The sequence below is a fragment of the Gilliamella sp. B3022 genome, assembly GCF_028751545.1.
Lineage (GTDB): Bacteria > Pseudomonadota > Gammaproteobacteria > Enterobacterales > Orbaceae > Gilliamella.
This window is the reverse complement of record NZ_CP071867.1, coordinates 801,158-819,760: the sequence shown is the minus strand read 5'-3', so window position 1 is coordinate 819,760 and position 18,603 is coordinate 801,158. Positions and strand designations below refer to the sequence as shown.

20 protein-coding genes are annotated in these 18,603 nt (G+C 34.5%); 10 read left to right on the top strand and 10 right to left on the bottom strand.

Annotated features, from left to right (window positions below; translation table 11 throughout):
* Positions 1-162: 162 nt before the first annotated feature.
* The 4 genes from J4T76_RS03605 to J4T76_RS03590 form a co-directional block, all read right to left on the bottom strand.
* Positions 163-1,575 carry a glycoside hydrolase family 28 protein gene (locus J4T76_RS03605; RefSeq protein ID WP_267356129.1) on the bottom strand — a complete coding sequence of 471 codons (1,413 nt, stop codon included), beginning with the start codon at positions 1,573-1,575 and terminating at the stop codon, positions 163-165.
* Between the two features lie 393 nt (positions 1,576-1,968).
* Entirely contained in the window at positions 1,969-2,646 is a 678-nt protein-coding gene (gene mutH / locus J4T76_RS03600) for a DNA mismatch repair endonuclease MutH (protein WP_267341586.1), read from the bottom strand.
* Between the two features lie 69 nt (positions 2,647-2,715).
* Complete coding sequence (locus J4T76_RS03595) at positions 2,716-3,264, bottom strand: NADPH-dependent FMN reductase (RefSeq protein WP_267341587.1); 549 nt, start codon at positions 3,262-3,264, stop codon at positions 2,716-2,718.
* An 83-nt stretch (positions 3,265-3,347) separates the two neighbouring features.
* The gene (locus J4T76_RS03590) at positions 3,348-3,908 is read right to left on the bottom strand and encodes a Dps family protein (protein WP_267341589.1); all 561 of its coding nucleotides are present in this window, start codon (positions 3,906-3,908) and stop codon (positions 3,348-3,350) included.
* Positions 3,909-4,184: 276 nt separating this feature from the next.
* Between J4T76_RS03590 and srlA the strand changes: the two genes are divergently transcribed.
* From srlA to srlR, 6 genes are all read left to right on the top strand, one after another.
* Positions 4,185-4,733, top strand: a complete 549-nt coding sequence (gene srlA, locus J4T76_RS03585; RefSeq protein ID WP_267341591.1) for a PTS glucitol/sorbitol transporter subunit IIC — start codon at positions 4,185-4,187, stop codon at positions 4,731-4,733.
* Positions 4,734-4,752: 19 nt separating this feature from the next.
* Complete coding sequence (srlE, locus tag J4T76_RS03580) at positions 4,753-5,745, top strand: PTS glucitol/sorbitol transporter subunit IIB (protein WP_267341593.1); 993 nt, start codon at positions 4,753-4,755, stop codon at positions 5,743-5,745.
* 89 nt (positions 5,746-5,834) lie between these two features.
* A complete protein-coding gene (locus tag J4T76_RS03575) occupies positions 5,835-6,203 on the top strand; it encodes a PTS glucitol/sorbitol transporter subunit IIA (RefSeq protein ID WP_267341594.1) in 369 nt (122 codons plus the stop codon).
* A gap of 11 nt (positions 6,204-6,214) precedes the next feature.
* Positions 6,215-6,994 (top strand): sorbitol-6-phosphate dehydrogenase, encoded by a 780-nt coding sequence (gene srlD, locus J4T76_RS03570; protein ID WP_267341596.1) that lies wholly within the window; start codon positions 6,215-6,217, stop codon positions 6,992-6,994.
* Positions 6,995-7,073: 79 nt separating this feature from the next.
* Positions 7,074-7,433, top strand: coding sequence for a transcriptional regulator GutM (locus tag J4T76_RS03565; RefSeq protein WP_267341598.1), 360 nt, complete (start codon positions 7,074-7,076; stop codon positions 7,431-7,433).
* A 113-nt stretch (positions 7,434-7,546) separates the two neighbouring features.
* A complete protein-coding gene (srlR, locus tag J4T76_RS03560; RefSeq protein WP_267341599.1) occupies positions 7,547-8,326 on the top strand; it encodes a glucitol operon DNA-binding transcriptional repressor SrlR in 780 nt (259 codons plus the stop codon).
* 189 nt (positions 8,327-8,515) lie between these two features.
* On the opposite strand, the gene serA is transcribed toward srlR, so the two are convergent.
* Positions 8,516-9,757, bottom strand: coding sequence for a phosphoglycerate dehydrogenase (serA, locus tag J4T76_RS03555; protein WP_267341600.1), 1,242 nt, complete (start codon positions 9,755-9,757; stop codon positions 8,516-8,518).
* A gap of 68 nt (positions 9,758-9,825) precedes the next feature.
* Entirely contained in the window at positions 9,826-10,491 is a 666-nt protein-coding gene (rpiA, locus tag J4T76_RS03550) for a ribose-5-phosphate isomerase RpiA (protein WP_267341602.1), read from the bottom strand.
* 206 nt (positions 10,492-10,697) lie between these two features.
* On the opposite strand from rpiA, the gene J4T76_RS03545 reads away from it, so the two are divergent.
* The 4 genes from J4T76_RS03545 to J4T76_RS03530 all read left to right on the top strand — a co-directional run bounded on the left by J4T76_RS03545 (position 10,698) and on the right by J4T76_RS03530 (position 13,797).
* Entirely contained in the window at positions 10,698-11,603 is a 906-nt protein-coding gene (locus J4T76_RS03545; RefSeq protein ID WP_267341604.1) for a LysR family transcriptional regulator ArgP, read from the top strand.
* An 87-nt stretch (positions 11,604-11,690) separates the two neighbouring features.
* Positions 11,691-12,764, top strand: coding sequence for a uroporphyrinogen decarboxylase (gene hemE, locus J4T76_RS03540; RefSeq protein ID WP_267341606.1), 1,074 nt, complete (start codon positions 11,691-11,693; stop codon positions 12,762-12,764).
* On the top strand, positions 12,757-13,350 hold the full coding sequence (locus J4T76_RS03535) for a YjaG family protein (protein WP_267341608.1): 594 nt from the start codon (positions 12,757-12,759) through the stop codon (positions 13,348-13,350). The genes hemE and J4T76_RS03535 overlap by 8 nt, the downstream gene beginning before the upstream one ends.
* A 174-nt stretch (positions 13,351-13,524) precedes the next feature.
* Positions 13,525-13,797 (top strand): HU family DNA-binding protein, encoded by a 273-nt coding sequence (locus J4T76_RS03530; RefSeq protein ID WP_267341610.1) that lies wholly within the window; start codon positions 13,525-13,527, stop codon positions 13,795-13,797.
* 144 nt (positions 13,798-13,941) lie between these two features.
* Here the strand turns inward: J4T76_RS03530 and ybaK are convergent, their stop codons facing one another.
* From ybaK to glyQ, 4 genes are all read right to left on the bottom strand, one after another.
* On the bottom strand, positions 13,942-14,427 hold the full coding sequence (ybaK, locus tag J4T76_RS03525) for a Cys-tRNA(Pro) deacylase (protein ID WP_267341612.1): 486 nt from the start codon (positions 14,425-14,427) through the stop codon (positions 13,942-13,944).
* Positions 14,428-14,526: 99 nt separating this feature from the next.
* On the bottom strand, positions 14,527-15,330 hold the full coding sequence (locus J4T76_RS03520; RefSeq protein WP_267341614.1) for a hypothetical protein: 804 nt from the start codon (positions 15,328-15,330) through the stop codon (positions 14,527-14,529).
* A 67-nt stretch (positions 15,331-15,397) separates the two neighbouring features.
* Positions 15,398-17,467, bottom strand: coding sequence for a glycine--tRNA ligase subunit beta (gene glyS, locus J4T76_RS03515; RefSeq protein ID WP_416380290.1), 2,070 nt, complete (start codon positions 17,465-17,467; stop codon positions 15,398-15,400).
* Positions 17,468-17,477: 10 nt separating this feature from the next.
* Positions 17,478-18,410, bottom strand: coding sequence for a glycine--tRNA ligase subunit alpha (gene glyQ / locus J4T76_RS03510; RefSeq protein WP_267341617.1), 933 nt, complete (start codon positions 18,408-18,410; stop codon positions 17,478-17,480).
* Between the last annotated feature and the right edge of the window lie 193 nt (positions 18,411-18,603).

The window sequence follows — 18,603 nt, the reverse complement described above, 5'->3', positions numbered from 1 at the left end:
TATTCTGTAGTTCTTCAAGTAAATTTAATAAGACTATTTATTGCGTTAATTTTGAGTCAGAAATATAAGCGTTACCTGTTTTGTTTGTCGGTTTGACAGTTTCAATTGGTAACGCTCTAGTTTGTGAATTTTTTATTAGCTCAAATCTGAGCCACCAAATTACTATTTATGAGTAATATGACTTCCTTTTTCTTTAATAATATCTGATCCTTTTTCTACATTAATTTTAGTGTGACTAAACTCAACTGATGCGTTACGAATTTTAAAACCATTTTCCGCTTCAATATTGATGTTTGAAAATCTAATATTATTGAATGGCTTTTCTGGTGTTCCAATAATAAAACCAGCGTAATTACTTTTACCTTTTACAGTAAGATTATTGAAGCTAATGTTATTGAAGTATGGGGTTTGTTTATGCTCTTTTGGTTGTTCAGTATCCGCAGGATAAATCTGATCGCCTAACATAAATCCACCAGCAAATTCACCTTCTTGCAACGCTTTAATTTTTGCATCTTTTGTTGTTGGGCCGCCTTTATAATAAGCTGACAAAACAATTGGCGTTTTTACATTGACCATTGTTGTATTGTTATACTCAATATCTTTAACTTCACCACCTTTGCCTCTTGGCGATTTGATTCGAATACCATACATCGCATCGGTAAAGGTATTATTTTCTGCCAGTAAATTGCTCACACCGCCATATGTTTCTGAACCAATAGATAATCCACGACCGAGCATAAAGTTATTATCTGCAATATAAAAATCATGGCTAAGGTTGTTTACTGTTGATTTAATTGCAACATGGTCATCACCCACACTTATTGTGTTTTTTGTAATACTGACTCTTCTACTATCCATTGGATCAATGGCATCGGTGTTTTGCCACCAAGCTGGAGCGGATATTGTTGTTTTATTAATTGTAATATCTTCCACATTTTTAAAAACAATATGAAAACTTGGCGAATTTTGTATTGTGACGCCTTCAACTAAAATATTGTTAGCGTTTTTAAATAAAAGTAGACGTGGGCGATTGGTTGGTCCCTTTTTTCCGGCTTGACGAGTCTCGGCGCGGTATTTTTCTAAAAGCGTTGAACCTTGCCCATCAATAATTCCTTCACCGGTGATAGCAATATTTTTTTCTTCTGCAATATTAATAAACCCAATCCATTGTTTTGTTAGTGGTAATGATTCAGCTGATGATGACCATTTTTTTTGTTCTTCTGAAGGATGATATGCACTTTCCTCTGCTGAAGCTTGTACTACCGCCCCTTTTTCTAAATGAAATTCAATATTACTTTTTAAAAATAGAGGTTCAGATAGGTAATAACCCGCAGGAACAATAACTTTACCACCGCCATTTTGCGCACAATCATTAATAGCGGTTTGAAATGCTTTTGTATCATACCAAATACCTGTTGCTTCAGCGCCATAATCTCTGACATTACATTGTTTATTAGGAATATTAAGTTTGTCCAAAGTAACTGGAACAAATGGTGGTGAAGCTATCACAGCGAAACTAGCGGTAAGCGTGAGTAAACTAATCGATAATCCATTTTTTATAATTAAACGATACATGTTTTTTCCAAAATGAAGAATAAAAGATCAAAGATTGAAGATAGACATGATTATCGAGGTTAATAATCTAAGAATCTGTTAATAGAGTCACAAATTTTAAAAACAGTTTATGAAAATAACATGGTGTTTAATATTATATTTATGTGTCAATTTATTCATGAATTTAATCAAATAATTGATTTGCCATTTTATTACTAAAGACTAATACATCAATATAATTTGCATTTAATACCGCAATCAAACTGTTAACTTTTTCAGCATCACCTCTAACAAATATTTTTAAAGTGGTATTTTAATCTTTCAAAATAAAAGAAATGATTTTTTCTTAACGAAAAAAAAAGTTTTGTAAGGCTAAAAAAATAAGGGTGATAGAAATTAAATGATCAATTCTTTTTAACTAAAATGATCAATGGAATTCTGTAGGATTTGTGAAGTGAATGACTTTTTAAGATAGAATCCTCTTGGGCGAGTTAAAATGATCTCGCCATTTTTACCAATGGCTTGAGTTAAAGCTTTTCCATTGGCTGCTTTAGGTCTAATCTGCAAATAGGTGCCATAACGTGCGGTAATTTTTTCAACTTGACCAAGTGCTATCATATCCATCAATTCTTGCCAATCTTGTTTAAGCTGTTGCTCTTGTTCAAAAGTTGGTGTCCACAGTATTGGTTCTCCAACTTTTCTTTCTGCAAGAGGTATACTTCTTTCCCCTTCAATAGGGATCCAAAGCACTTTGCTAAGTTTGTATTTAACATGGCTGGTTTCCCAAATCACACCGTGATTTGCCATTAAGGGAATAACGCTGACAAAGGTGGTTTCTAATGGTTTACCGTCTTTATTGACTGGAATTGTTTTTAGCTCAATACCTAATTTAGAAAAGTCTCTTTCTGCTTTACTGCCAGCATTCGCACCAAGGTAAGTTTCAATCAGATTGCCTACCCATCCTTTTTGCTTATTAAGATTAGCAGGGATAGGAATATTGACATACTGAGCTATCTCAGCAAAGCTATAACCAGCAGCCATTTTTGCTCGATTTAATAACTCTTGTTCATTAGAAGGATGGAAGTTTAGCATGTGTTTCAAATAAATTTAATAATATCCACAGTCAATTATATTGGTTGTGGATATTAAAATAAATCATTATTAACTTAGCTGTTCAACCCATTTAGCATAACTTTCAATAATTAATGAAAGAAAAGACTTGGTTTTTTCATTAATATTGTCATTTTCACTAAAAGCTGTACCAATATTACCGATGTAAGCTTCCGGTTGTTGTAATGTAGGCATATCAAGAAAAACTAAAGATTGTCGTAACTGATGATTGGCACCAAAGCCACCAATGGCACCTTGTGATACCGAAACCACAGCGGCTGGTTTTTTTGACCAAACACTTTTACCATAAGGACGTGAACCAACATCCAGTGCATTTTTTATGACAGCAGGTAATCCTCGATTGTATTCTGGTGTAACAAAAATCACACCATCGCAATGAGTAATTTCTTGACGAAAACGATTATAAGATTGTGGTGGCGTATCAGCATCAATATCTTCGTTGTAAAAAGGTAAATCACCTATTTCAACAATATTGAGTGAGAGTGATGGTGGTGCAATCTGTTGAAACACTTTGGCTACTTTTAAATTATAGGACTCTTTACGTAAACTCCCAACAAGAACAGCAATTTTTTTACTCATTTGTAATTCCCCCTTAATGAAATGATAAAGAGACACAATAATGTGTCTCTTATTAGGGATAATGATTCAGCATTACTAAATTTTTAGTGACCCGAAGAATCCAATTTACGACTGGTTTCAAATAAAAACCAAGCACGTTTTTCTGTTTGATCTATCCACTCTTCAATCAAACTTGCTGTTGCTGAATCGTTATATTTATCACAAATATCATGTGCAACACGCATACGAGTGGTAAGTTTAATATTATCTTGGCAAAGTTCAGCAATCATATCTGAAGGTTCAACAAAATCTGCATCATTATCAGAAATACTTTGTAATTTTGATATATGACCAATAGAACGTAATGTTGTGCCACCTAATTTGCGCACACGTTCCGCAATTGGATCAGTCATTGCAAATAATTCATCTCCGTGATCATCTAACATTAAATGGTAATCACGAAAATGAGGACCACTTACATGCCAATGAAAGTTTTTAGTTTTTAAATATAAGGCAAACACATCTGCTAATACAGAGTTCATTGCGCCGGAAATATCTTTTGATGCCTTTTGACCTAAATCAGTAGGAAACAAAATTGCTGATTGCTGTATTTTCTTTACACTAGCAACTTTTTTAGATTTAGATGAGGTAATACTTTTAGCCATGATATTCTCCTTAAGTTGAAAAACAAAACAAGTAAGTATTTACAAATTACGCTAACTATCAATTAAAGTCCAATCAAAATGAGCTATTGTTGTCTATCACTGCTATTTTAGCAATCTATGGATGCCAATCGTTTCATAAACACCTTTTTTTTTAATTATTTTCTAATTTATTTCTTTCAAAATAAAAGAAAATATTTCAAAGTGTGATCTAGTTAAAAGTTATTTGTTTTTGATGTTGATAGTATTTAATCGAAATTCAACTCAATAGGAGACAATATGATTGATGCTATTTCATTTGGTGCTGAATGGTTTATTGGTTTATTTCAGGAAGGAGGAAAAGTTTTTGTGGGGATGGTAACGTCGATTTTACCATTATTAATTTCATTGCTTGTAGTGATGAACGCACTGATTAAATTTATTGGACAAGAACGTATTGAACGTCTAGCTCAAGCTTGTGCGGGTAATCCTGTTTCTCGTTATTTGATTTTACCGCTAATTGGTACTTTTGTATTTTGTAATCCAATGACACTAAGTCTAGGACGCTTTATGCCAGAGTTTTACAAACCAAGTTATTACGCTGCTTCATCTTATAGCTGCCATTCAATGAATGGTTTATTTCCTCATGTTAATCCTGGTGAACTTTTTGTTTATTTAGGGGTAGCAGCAGGCTTAACCACTTTAAATTTACCATTAGGTCCTTTAGCGGTTAGCTATTTCCTCATCGGTTTAGGTACAAACTTTTTTAGAGGTTGGATCACAGACTTTTGTACAGCCATTTTCGAACGAAAAATGGGTATTAAATTAGATAGAAAAGTGCATTTATAACAATGATAAGGAACACAAAATGGCTGAATTTATTCGTATAGAAAAAGGTGAATCTGGTTGGGGCGGACCTTTAGAATTGCCTGTCATTGCTGGAAAAAAAATTGTCTATATTGCTGCCGGTACGCGACCTACAATTGTTGACACTCTCACCCAATTAACGGGTTGGCAAGCGATTGATGGTTTTAAAGAAGGGGAACCACCAAAAGAAGACATTGGCGTGGCTATAATTGATTGCGGTGGTACATTACGGTGCGGTATTTATCCAAAAAATCGCATACCAACCATTAATATTCATGCAACGGGCAAATCAGGGCCTCTTGCGCAATATATTGTTGAAGACATTTATGTGTCAGCTGTAAAACCACACAATATCACATTAATTGAAAAAGAAGATGAAGTTGGTGACAACACGGAATACCAAGCGAGCGGCACCACCTCTAATTTTAAAGATTATGATAGCAGTAAAAAAATTACTGAACAAAGTGATGGTTTATTGGCAAAAATTGGTATTGGAATGGGATCCGGTGTTGCAGTTTTCTTCCAAGCTGGTCGTGATACGATTGATACAGTACTTAAAACCATCCTTCCTTTTATGGCGTTTGTATCGGCATTAATAGGAATAATCATCGCATCCGGTTTAGGTGACTTTATTGCACATGGTCTTGTACCATTAGCTAATAATCCACTTGGTCTGGTTATATTATCGTTAATCTGTTCTTTTCCTTTGCTTTCACCATTCTTAGGTCCTGGCGCGGTAATTGCACAAGTTATTGGTACTTTAGTTGGGGTGCAAATAGGACTTGGTCATATTCCACCACATTTAGCTTTACCTGCGTTATTTGCCATAAATGCTCAGGCCGCATGTGACTTTATCCCTGTTGGGTTGTCATTGGCTGAAGCTAAGCAAGATACAGTTAGAGTTGGCGTTCCTTCTGTTTTAGTCAGTCGATTTTTAACTGGTGCACCAACTGTATTAATCGCTTGGGCCGTATCATTATTTATTTATCAATAAACGAACTAAAAAATGGAATTGTACATCCCATTTTAAGCTGACGATAGTAATGGAAATGAGTGTTTAGTCAAAATATGAGAAGGTTAAAAATGTCCAAAGTTATCTATCATTCAAATATTAATCAAATCGGTGAATTTGCATTAGAAGCATTAGCCGATGGCATGCTAATTCTATTTAAAACTGGCGCACCAGCAGATTTAGCAGATTACTGTTTTATTCATAGCCATGATGTTTTAAAGCAGAATTTGCAAGTCGGGCAAGTAATTTATTTAGGCAGTCGTATTTATAACATTACAGCGGTAGGTGATGTAGCAAATGTTAATTTTCAACAGTTAGGACATATCACAATAAGGTTTGATGGTAATAATCAAGCTGAATTACCTGGAACGGTGCATGTAAAAGGTGACATCCCTGCAAAACTTTTTGTCGGTGATGAAATTAGAATTTTAACTAATTAAGGAATATAAAAATGAAACAAGTAGCAGTTATTGTAGGTGGTGGTCAAACTTTAGGTGAATTCTTATGTAAGGGGATTGCTGATGCTGGATACAAGGTTGCTGTTGCCGATTTAAATATCGCTAACGCCAATAAAGTTGCAAACGAGATAAATCAAAAACATGGTATGGGTGCTGCAAAAGGTTTTGGTGTTGATGCAACGAACGAAAAGAGTGTTATCCAGCTGGCGAGTGATGTTGATGATGCTTTTAAACGTACGGATTTAATGGTGTACAGCGCTGGCATTGCTAAAGCTGCACCGGTTACTAATTTTATATTAAGCGACTTTCAACTATCAGTGAATGTTAACCTTACAGGTTATTTCTTATGTGCACGTGAATTTGCTAAATTAATGGTAAATCATAAAATCTCTGGTCGAATTATTCAAATTAATTCAAAATCGGGTAAAGTGGGCAGTAAACATAACTCTGGATATAGTGCGGCTAAATTTGGTGGCGTTGGTTTAACTCAATCATTAGCTCTTGATCTTGCTGATTATGGTATTACTGTTAACTCATTAATGTTAGGTAATTTATTAAAATCACCCATGTTCCAATCATTAATACCTCAATATGCTAAAAAGTTAGGTATTGAGGAAGACCAAGTTGAGCAAGTTTATATTGATAAAGTACCACTAAAACGTGGTTGTGATTATCAAGATGTGCTTAATGTCCTATTATTTTATGCAAGTGACAAAGCTTCTTATTGCACAGGACAATCAATTAATATAACTGGTGGTCAAGTAATGTTTTAATTAGAATAAAGTGCGTAAGTTAATGTAAAACTTATCGCACTTCATTATTTAGTTTATATCAAATGGACAAATCATAATTATGACCAATACGCTAATTGTCATGGCATTGTTTGCATGGTGTACCCAAATTATTTTGAGTTGGTTGCAAATACGCCGTTTTAATCATGCTTTTTCATCTATGAAAAGAAGTAGGTACTTGGGTGTTGGCCGTAGTAAAAATAAACATTTTAAACCGAGAGTATTAATTGCGCTTTCATTGGATGAAAACCAGATAGTCATTGATTCTGTTATTATGAAAGGGATCACGGTATTTGCTAAACCCAAACCCGTCTCACAATTACATGGACTGTCAGTTTTAGATATCATACCTGAAAAGGTATTTCCCAGTGAGCCGTCTTCACAAAGTGCATTAATAGTTGCTTTGACTGCCAATAAGTAAAATTAACTTTTATTTTGAAAAGTATTTTCTTTCATTATAAAGTATAATAATTATATAAAATAAAAATTTTTATACACTAATTTTTTATACACTAATAATGATGGGATCCAAGCATGAAGGTAAGGCAAAGACAGACAGCTATTTTAGAATACTTGCAAAATCACGGACAAGTTAGTGTTGATGAATTAGTTCGACACTTTAAAACAACTGGTACAACGATTCGTAAAGATCTTACACAGCTTTATGAAAGTGGTTTAGTTTTGCGTACTTATGGTGGCGCTATGCTAAATCGTGAAATTGGTGATAGAGCCATCGATCATAAAACTTACATTAATACTGTAGCTAAAAAAGCGATTGCTCAAGAAGCTGCTAAATTGATCTATGAGGGGGATTCAATTATCTTTGATGCAGGTAGCACGGTTGCCCAAATGATCCCTATGCTTGCTAGATTCAATAATCTGACTATTATGACCAATAGTTTACATATGGTAAATGAACTGGTAGCTAATGATAATGATCAAACTATTATCTTAACAGGGGGAACATTTCGCCGTAAATCAGCCTCATTTCATAGCAATAATGCTTCAGCCATCGCCGCTTTTGAATCCTATACGTTTGATAAACTTTTTATGGGTGCCGATGGCGTAGATTTAGTTGGTGGTGTAACTACATTTAATGAAAGCTATCATGGTAGTGTCGCAATGAGTAAGGCTGCTGCTAAACTAATTTTATTAGCGGATTCTTCAAAATTTGGACGACGCAGCCCGAATGTCGTGTGTAATTTAAGTGCTGTCGATACCATCATTACCGACGATAATTTAGATGATAAATACTATAATGCATTAATTCAAAAGGCTATTAACGTTATTAAAGTAAAGCCGTTAGATAAGTAAGAAAACCTAAATTTAAAATCTTAGAAAGTGGGTATTAAACTCAATAGCAAATATCAAAGCTTATTAAAATTAACATAATAACAAGCTTTGAGTTTTTAATGATCTTGAGTAATTTCCGATTTTATTTAAAATTGCTCAAAAGATAATTTTATTTATTATCCTTAAAAAAATTACTGCTCGAACGCATTATTAAAATAATAATCTCGCTCGAATTGTGCCTTCTACATTTTTTAATTTAACTAATAACTCTTCAGCTTTGCTTTGTTCTACTCTATCTATATCAATAACAACATAACCAATCTTAGGGTCCGTTTGCAGATATTGCGCAGATATGTTGAGGCCTTGTTCTGCAAATAAAGTATTAATTGCCGTTAATACCCCAGGTTGATTATGGTGAATATTAATAAAACGACTTGACCCTTTTGCTGGAATTGGTAGAGCAGCTTTAGGGAAATTAACTGCGGAAAGTGTTGCTCCTGTGTCTGAGTATTTAGCCAGTTTTGTTGCCACCTCAATACCAATGTTTTCTTGGGCTTCGCTGGTTGAACCACCAATATGTGGAGTAATAATGACATTATCAAATTTACATAATGGCGACTCAAATGGATCATTATTGCTGGCTGGTTCAGTTGGAAATACATCAATTGCTGCACCACTGAGCTTATTGGCTTCTAACGCTTGAGTTAGGGCATCGATATCAATGACACTACCGCGGGAAGCGTTAATTAAGATTGCTCCTGATTTCATCATATCAATTTCTGATTTACCGATCATTTTAATTGTTGTTGGATTTTCAGGAACATGCATGCTGACGATATCACTCATGGCAAGTAACTCTTTCATAGTTGAAATTTGTTTGGCATTGCCTAATGACAATTTTGTTTCAATATCATAAAAGTAAACATTCATACCTAATGCTTCAGCAAGTACACTCAATTGACTGCCAATGTGACCATAGCCAACGATACCTAAATTTTTACCCCTCGCTTCATGGGAGCCTGTAGCCATTTTATTCCATTTTCCTTGATGAGCTTTGGCATTGGCTTCTGGTACACGACGAAGTAATAAAATCGCTTCAGCTAATACTAGCTCTGCAACAGAACGGGTATTAGAAAACGGTGCATTAAAAACAGGAATACCTTTAACGGTAGCGGCATTAAGTTCAACTTGATTGGTACCAATACAGAAACAACCAATCCCAGCAAGTTTAGGGGCGGCATCAATGATATCTTTCGTTAAGTGTGTTCGTGATCGAATTCCAATAAATCTTGCATCTTTTAAAACGGCCTTGAGTTCCGATTCCGATAATGCACCTTTATGATATTCAATGTTGCTATAACCTGCTGATTTAAGTGTTTCAACCGCACTAGGGTGGATACCTTCAAGTAATACAAACTTATTTTCATCTTTTGTTAACGACTGAACAACCATTATTTCCTCTCTTTCCTACAAAATAGATTTGGTATTTACTATGATTTAAAATTTTAAATTTTTAAAAATTAGATAGCTTTATTTAACTCTTTTACACCTGAGCGACATCCGACTAATGCAATATCTGCCCCTTTATTGGCAAATAATCCAACGGTTACCACTCCTGCAATATTATTAATCCGATGTTCTAATTGCTCAGGATTGGTGATAAGAAGATCATGCACATCTAAAATAACATTGCCATTATCGGTCACTACACCTTGTCGATAGATTGGCTTACCGCCAAGTTTAAATAATTCTCGAGCAACATAAGAACGGGCCATCGGAATTACTTCTACTGGAAGTGGAAATTTACCAAGAACATTGACGACTTTAGATTCATCGACAATACAAATAAACTGTTTAGCCAGCGCTGAGACTATTTTTTCACGTGTTAATGCAGCACCCCCGCCTTTGATCATTTGTAATTGTTGATTTATCTCGTCAGCGCCATCAACATATACATCTAAACTATCAACATCATTACAGTCTAATACTGGAATACCGTAGCTTTTTAATTTTTGTGTCGATGCTTCCGAACTTGAAACGGTGCCTTTAATCTGATCTTTTATTGTAGCTAATGCATCAATAAAATAAGACGCAGTAGAACCTGTTCCCACTCCAACATAAGAATTTGGTTTGATATATTTTAAGGCTGACCAGCCTACAGCTTTTTTTAATTCGTCTTGTGTCATGATATCATCCTATCTGAAGGATAATTTTCTCAAAAAAATAAAATTTTAAAAGAAAAATTATTAAAGATATGGCATAGTACCCAATTGGAAAGCAAAAATCATTAGTATTTTAAGAAATATATTAATTTTTGATCTATTAAAAATTTTTTACGATATTAAAATAGCTTGAATATCCAATCAATGATCAAATCATTAGTAAAGAGATTATGAAGCGTCCAGATTATAGAGCATTACAAGCATTAGATGCAGTGATAAAAGAACGGGGATTTGAACGAGCAGCTGATAAATTGTGTATTACACAACCAGCCGTATCACAGCGTATCAAACAATTAGAGAGCTTTTTCGGTCAACAATTATTAGTTAGAACTATACCACCGAAAGCCACTAAACAAGGAGAGCATCTTCTAGGATTGCTTCATCAAGTTGAATTATTAGAACAGCAATGGTTAGGTGATAATGAGCAAAATACGACCCCTTTGTCGTTATCTATTGCGATTAATGCAGACTCTTTAGCCACATGGCTTTTACCTGCTTTAAAACCCGTGTTGGATAAAAATATTCTTCGTTTTGATATTCAAGTAAGGGATGAAGAGCATACTTTAGAACTATTGCGTTTAGGCACGGTGGTTGCGGCCATCAGTATTCAAGCTAATCCATTACCTGGTTGTTTATCTGATTTACTAGGGGCGCTTGACTATATTTTTGTTGCATCTCCTGAGTTTGCTAAAAAATACTTTCCTAATGGTGTGACTCGATCTTCGCTTTTAAAAGCACCTGCGGTTGCTTTTGACCATTTGGATGATATGCATCAAGCTTTTTTACAAGAAAATTTTAATCTTACACCTGGCAGTGTAATTTGTCATATCACAAGTTCATCAGAAGCCTTTGTTCAGCTTGCTAAGCAAGGATCTGCTTGTTGTATGATACCGATGTTACAAGTTGAGCAAGAGTTAAAAAATGGTGAATTGGTAAATTTGACCGAAGGTTTATACCAAAGACGAATGCTTTATTGGCATCGGTTTGCACCTGAAAGTAGTGTAATGCAAAATATTTCTGAAACTTTAATTCGTTATGCCCAACGTTCTTTATCTCAGCCACAAGATAGAAAATAATAAATAAAACGAGATGTTTTTACTGAAACGTAGTGCTAATCTGAAACTTCTTTACAAAGTACAATCATCACTTACAGAGCAAATAATATGAATCAATTAAAAAATGATCGTTATTTACGCGCATTACAGTGTTTACCTGTTGATTACACCCCTATTTGGATGATGCGACAAGCTGGACGTTATCTGCCTGAGTATCGACAGTTACGAGCTAAAGCTGGTGATTTTATGACGATGTGCCAAACACCAGAATTAGCGTGTGAAGTGACTTTACAACCATTACGTCGGTTTGATCTTGATGCAGCAATTATTTTTTCAGACATATTAACCATTCCTGATGCAATGGGACTTGGATTATATTTTGAAGCGGGGGAAGGTCCCAAATTTGCTAAAACTATATCTCACTTATCTGATATTGAAAAATTACCTATTCCCGATCCGCAATTGTCTCTAAGCTATGTAATGGATGCGATAAGCCTGACAAAAAAAGAGCTTAATGGCAAAGTTCCTTTAATCGGTTTTTCTGGTAGTCCTTGGACGTTGGCGACTTATATGATTGAAGGGGGAAGCAGTAAAGCTTTTACCAAAATAAAAAAGATGCTTTATAGTAATCCCAAAGCACTGCATCTATTACTTGAAAAATTGTCAACCAGTGTTGCTTTATATTTAAACGCACAAATTGAAGCGGGAGCTCAATCAATAATGATATTTGATACTTGGGGGGGAGTGTTAAGTCATCAAAGTTATCAAATATTTTCTCTCAACTATATGCAATTAATTTTATCAAAGTTAAAACGAGGTAATAAAACTCCGGATATCACCTCATATGTGCCTGTTACATTGTTTACCAAGGGTGGTGGATTATGGTTAGATAATATTGTTAACACTGGCTGCGATGCGATTGGTGTTGATTGGACCGTTAATTTAAGTGATATTCGACAAAAAGGTAAAATTGCTGTGCAAGGTAATTTAGATCCGTCGGTTTTATATGCTGATAGACAAACAATAGAATCTAATGTTGATACTGTTCTTAAAGAGTATGGTACAGAGAATGGTCATATTTTTAATTTAGGACACGGTATTCATCAAGATATTCCAGTAGAACATGTACAATATTTAATTGAGGCTGTACATCAACGCTCCAAAAGGTTTCATCATGATTAAAAATCCAATTCAGTTAAGAATCGAAAAATTAGCATTATGGCAACAACGTTTATTTATGCTTTGTTTGTGTGAGAGAATGTATCCAAATTTTGTCTTTTATGCAAAACAGCAGAAAAATGAAGAAGATGCTAAAAGTTATAAAAAGATACTTGATCTGATGTGGGAATCATTACTGATTGATAATGTAAAAATCAATTTTGATTTACAATTGGAAAAGTTAGAAGTCATTATTCCTATTATCACCGAAAATAGTCCCTACATGATTTACCCTGCTATTGATGCATGTCAGGCTTTAAGTGAGGTGTTACACTCTCACTTAACTGGTGAAATAGCTGAGCACGCAATAAAAGTGAGTAGTATATCGGCAACAACTGTTGCAGAATTTGAAATGACAAAATCAAATATTGCTCTAAGTGAAGATGAGCAACAAACTTTACCTAGTGTGATTGATGAATTTGATTTTCAATGGGAAATCTATCGATTATTACGAGATGAAAATAACGATATGATTGACTTAATAAAAGGTTTAAAAGCCGATATTCGAGAATCAGCAATAAGTAATATTGGTGTTTTTTTGAGCGATTAAGCTTTTAAATGCGTCATTTTTTTATTTTTTACCAAATTTTTCTTTAACATTAGGAGAATATAGACTACATTTAATAACAATGTAATCTGAGGTTGTTTACAGAAGCAAAGTTGATTCTCGGCATTGCTTATAATGTTAACTTTAACAATAAAATAATTATGTAAGGATATTTCCATGAATAAAACAGAACTTGTCGATGCTATTGCTAGCAAAGCAGATATTACAAAAGTTGCTGCAAAAACAGCTCTAGAAGCAACATTAGCAGCTATTACTGAATCATTGAAAGCGGGTGAATCCGTGCAATTAGTTGGTTTTGGTACATTCAAAGTTAACGATCGTAAAGCTCGTATTGGTCGTAATCCAAAAACTGGTAAAGAAATCAAAATTGCCGCAAGTAAAGTACCAGCGTTTGTATCTGGTAAAAGCTTAAAAGAAGCAATCAAATAAGTTTGGTTTTTCTTCCTATTTTATTATATTGATGGGATGTACTTTTGGTCATAAGACGTTGTCTTGTGGCCTAGTTTTTCTTGGCTATTTTCTTTTTTCAACACACAGCGATTTGTTATAAAACAAAAGCAGATTTATATAAAATTAAGATTTTATTTCTACAAATGTTGCTTTTAATATTCTAGCTAAATCTTGTGGGATCAGTTCTATTTCTAAGCCTCTTCTTCCTCCCGAAATAAACATTTTTTCTAGTTGATCTGCACTTGAATCTATAACAGTAGGTAATTGCTTTTTCTGTCCTAATGGACTAATACCTCCTACTAAATAACCGGTAATTTTTTGAGCTAAACTAGGATCTGCTAAATCGACTTTTTTACAATTCAGCGCTTTGGCTACTTTTTTAAGATCTAAATGATTATCAACAGGTAATACACAAACTGCTAACGTCTTATCGTTACCATTTAAACTCACAACCAATGTTTTAAACACTTGTGCAGCAACTACGTTTAAACTGGGAGCGAGTTTATTCACGGCTTCTTGTCCATAATGTGTATCATTAGGATTATGTTCATATTGATGAATTTTAAATGTGATATTTAACTTTTTGAGAAGGTTAATCGCAGGTGTCATAGTGGTGTCTACTAGGATGAAATAAAATAGGTTAATTATTTAATTTTAACTACCCTAGTCACGAAAGTGAATAGGGTAATATGAGAAAGTAATTATTATTTAAATAATTAAATTGTTATTTTGCTCAGTTGCTTCAAGATCTGATTTGTTATTTGTTAATAGCATATTCAATCGATAAAAGAAGCAAATTGTAAAAATATTTAAGATTGTTAATAATGTTGAATAAATAACAGATAAAAAAGTATTACTGTTTACTGAATTAAAAAGCGAAACGACTAAAATTACAAGAAAATATATTAGCATCATTGGAAGAGCGAAACGCCAATACTTTAAGGTATATCTGTTACACTCAGCGAATTTTTCGAAAAAAGTTTTAGTCGTTGGTTGAGTGATTAATCCACAAAAATTATAGTAAAGTGCATTAAAAAATACAGCAAATACAATCGCGACAATTACAAATAAAAAAATGGCTACAGTATTTGGAATAATTAATCCTAAAATCATAAATATTAATCCCCCAAATAGAAATACTACTGGCAATATGATTAAGAATACCAATTCAAAACCAATCATATAGAGTAAATTGGGTAACATTCTGGAGAATACTGTATTTAAATTCAGTTTTTCATGGATAGAATAGTTATAAATAACGGCAATTAAAATAGCATCAATTACTATAAATAATACTAATTTAATTACTAGCAATTTTAATAAATGTGGAAATGCGCTTGAATTTTCTGTTTGAAGAAGTTGAGTGAGAGTAGCTAGATCAACTGTATTTTTTAAAATTAATGATGAGACTAAATTTAAGAATAAACTGATTAGCGCGATTGGCCAAAACCGATTTCGAATAAAATTAGCGGCCTGAGTAAAAACTATGGAAAAAGAGAGTTCTGTTTGCATGTTTATATTCTTACCTCATTAGTGGTAACTATTAAGTTACCACTAAATATAATTAACGAAAGGGATATTATTGTAAAAGTGAAATGTCAGCAACTTTTAAAAATAAATTTTGTAGCTTTTTCAAAAGGGCTAAACGATTGAGTTTAACCTGTTCATCATCTACCATCACCATGACCTTCTCAAAGAAGGCATCAATTGGTGTTTTAAGCGCGGCTAATTCAACTAAAGCCTCTTGATAACGTCCATCTTTAAAGTAAGGCGCTAATTTATCCGTTAATATTGCCACATGTTTAGCTAATTCTCCTTCAGCACCATCTACCAACAGGGCAGCATTTACATGTTCAGAGATAATGCTATCGGTTTTAGACAAAATATTTGAAACACGTTTATTGGCTTCCGCTAATGACGATGCTTCCGATAATGTCCTAAAATGCGTTACTGCTTTAACTCTGGCATCAAAATCGGCAGGTTTAGTTGGATTGAGTGCTAATACAGCTTGAATGGTATCAATGGTAAAACCTTGTTCTTGATACCAAGCACGGAATCGTCCTTGCATAAAGCTAACAATATCTTCAACAACATTTTTATTGTTTAACTTATCGCCATATAGTAACACCGCATAACTTGATAAATCTGACAAATCTAAAGGTAGCGCTTTTTCAACAATAATACGTAGAACGCCAATGGCTGCACGACGTAACGCAAATGGATCTTTATCACCTTTAGGGTGTTGACCAATACCAAAAATACCCGCTAAAGTATCCATTTTCTCGGCAATAGACACAGCGCATGACACGTAAGTACTCGGTAACTCATCACCAGCAAAGCGAGGTTTGTATTGCTCCTCGATAGCTGTAGCTATTTCGATACTTTCTCCATCTTTTAGTGCTAAATAGCGACCCATGATACCTTGCGTTTCAGGGAACTCAAAAACGGTATTTGTCACTAAATCACATTTAGTCAGTTTACCTGCACGCTTAGCTTGTTCAACGTTAGCACCTATTTTATCGGCAACAAAGCCAGACAAAGCTTCTAAGCGCAACGCTTTATCTTTAACTGTTCCTAATTGTTGTTGAAATAGAACGGTTTCAAGACGAGGTAAGCGATCTTCTAAACGTTGTTTTAAATCAGATTGATAAAAGAATTCCGCATCCGCAAGGCGAGGGCGAACAACCTTTTCATTACCTGAAATCACCACTTGTGGGTCTTTTGATTCAATATTTGCCACAAAAATAAAATTTGGTAGCAGTTTGCCTTGCTTATCGTAAACTGGGAAATATTTTTGATCGCCTTTCATGGTATAGACCAATGATTCGGCAGGTACAGCTAAAAAGCGTTCTTCAAATTTAGCTGTTAACACTACTGGCCATTCAACTAAAGAAGACACTTCCTCAAGTAAACTGTCGGTTAAATCTGCTTTACCATTCAGTTTAGCTGCAGCAGCTTGAGCTTGTTGTTTGATGATAGCTTTACGTTTATCATAATCCGCGATGACTTTACCTCGTTGCTCTAAAATATCAGGATATTGATCAGCATTATCGATAGTAAATTCTTGTTCACCCATAAAGCGATGACCACGAATTACTCGGTTAGATTCAATGTCTAAAATAATACCAGGCACTAAATCTTCACCATAAAGCATCGTTACAGTATGACTTGGTCGAATAAACTCAACTTGACGGGCAGCCCAACGCATCGGTTTAGGAATGGGTAATTTGCTTAATGCATTTTTTACCATTTCACACAATAAATTAACTACAGGCTGGCCTTTTTGATTTTGCGTATAACAAAGCCATTCTCCTTTATCAGTTTGGATCCGTTGAGCCTGCACTACGCTAATACCACATCCGCGAGCCCATCCTTCCGCTGCTTTGGTTGGATTGCCATTTGCATCAAATGCAGCACTCACTGCTGGACCACGTTTCAGGATTTGGCTATCTGGCTGTGTATCATTTAAATTCAATACTTTTAATGCTAAACGACGAGGCGATGCATACCAAAGTACTTCACCGTGTTCCAATTTGGCATTATCAAGTTGTTCAATAAAATTCGCTGCAAAACTCTCAGCTAATGTTCGGAGTGATTTTGGAGGTAACTCTTCAGTACCAATTTCCACTAAAAATGTTTTTTGCATAATCTTTAAATTCCTACTTTGCTACGCTTGGGTTAGAACGTGAATTTTGGCACATAGGGAAGCCGAGTGCTTCGCGTGATGCATAGTATGCTTCAGCCACCATTTTGGTTAATGTTCTGATTCGTAAAATATACCGTTGCCTTTCAGTAACTGAAATTGCTTTACGTGCGTCAAGTAAATTAAAACAGTGAGCAGCTTTTAAAATACGTTCATAAGCCGGTAATGGCAGTGGTTTTTCGAGTTCAAGTAAAAATTTAGCTTCTTTTTCATGCTGTTCAAAACAGTAAAATAAAAATTCAGTATTGGCATATTCAAAATTATAAGTTGATTGTTCCACTTCATTTTGATGAAACACATCGCCATAAGTTGTTTTACCAAATGCACCGTCACTCCAAACTAAATCATATACGCTATCTACACCTTGAATATACATAGCGAGTCGTTCAAGACCATAAGTAATTTCACCTGTAACAGGTTTACACTCAAGTCCTCCAACTTGTTGAAAATAAGTAAATTGGGTAACTTCCATACCATTTAACCAAACTTCCCAACCTAGTCCCCATGCGCCTAAAGTTGGGTTTTCCCAGTTGTCTTCAACAAAACGAATATCATTGATAGTTGGATCCAGACCTAACTCTTTTAATGAACCTAAATATAGCTCTTGAATATTGTCAGGAGAAGGTTTTAAGATAACTTGAAATTGATAATAATGTTGTAGCCTGTTTGGGTTTTCGCCATAGCGACCATCGGTAGGGCGACGCGAAGGTTGTACATAAGCAGCATTAATAGGCTCGGGACCAAGAGCTCGTAAGCAAGTCATAGGGTGAGAGGTTCCTGCCCCGACTTCCATATCTAACGGCTGAATCACCGTACAACCTTGATTAGCCCAGTAATCTTGTAACGTTAGTATTAACCCTTGAAAGGTTTTGACATTAAACTTTTGCATGATGTTATCTTTATGGTTGAATTGATTTTTTGGTAATTTAAATAGTTTTATATTTTATACTTTTTATCAGTGCTTGTGAAATATCTAATATACTATTATGCTGCAATTATTCTTAAACCCACTGAGATGGTATACATTTTGCTTATTTAGTTATTTGTATGTATAGTATTTTATCATTTACGTTTGATAATAA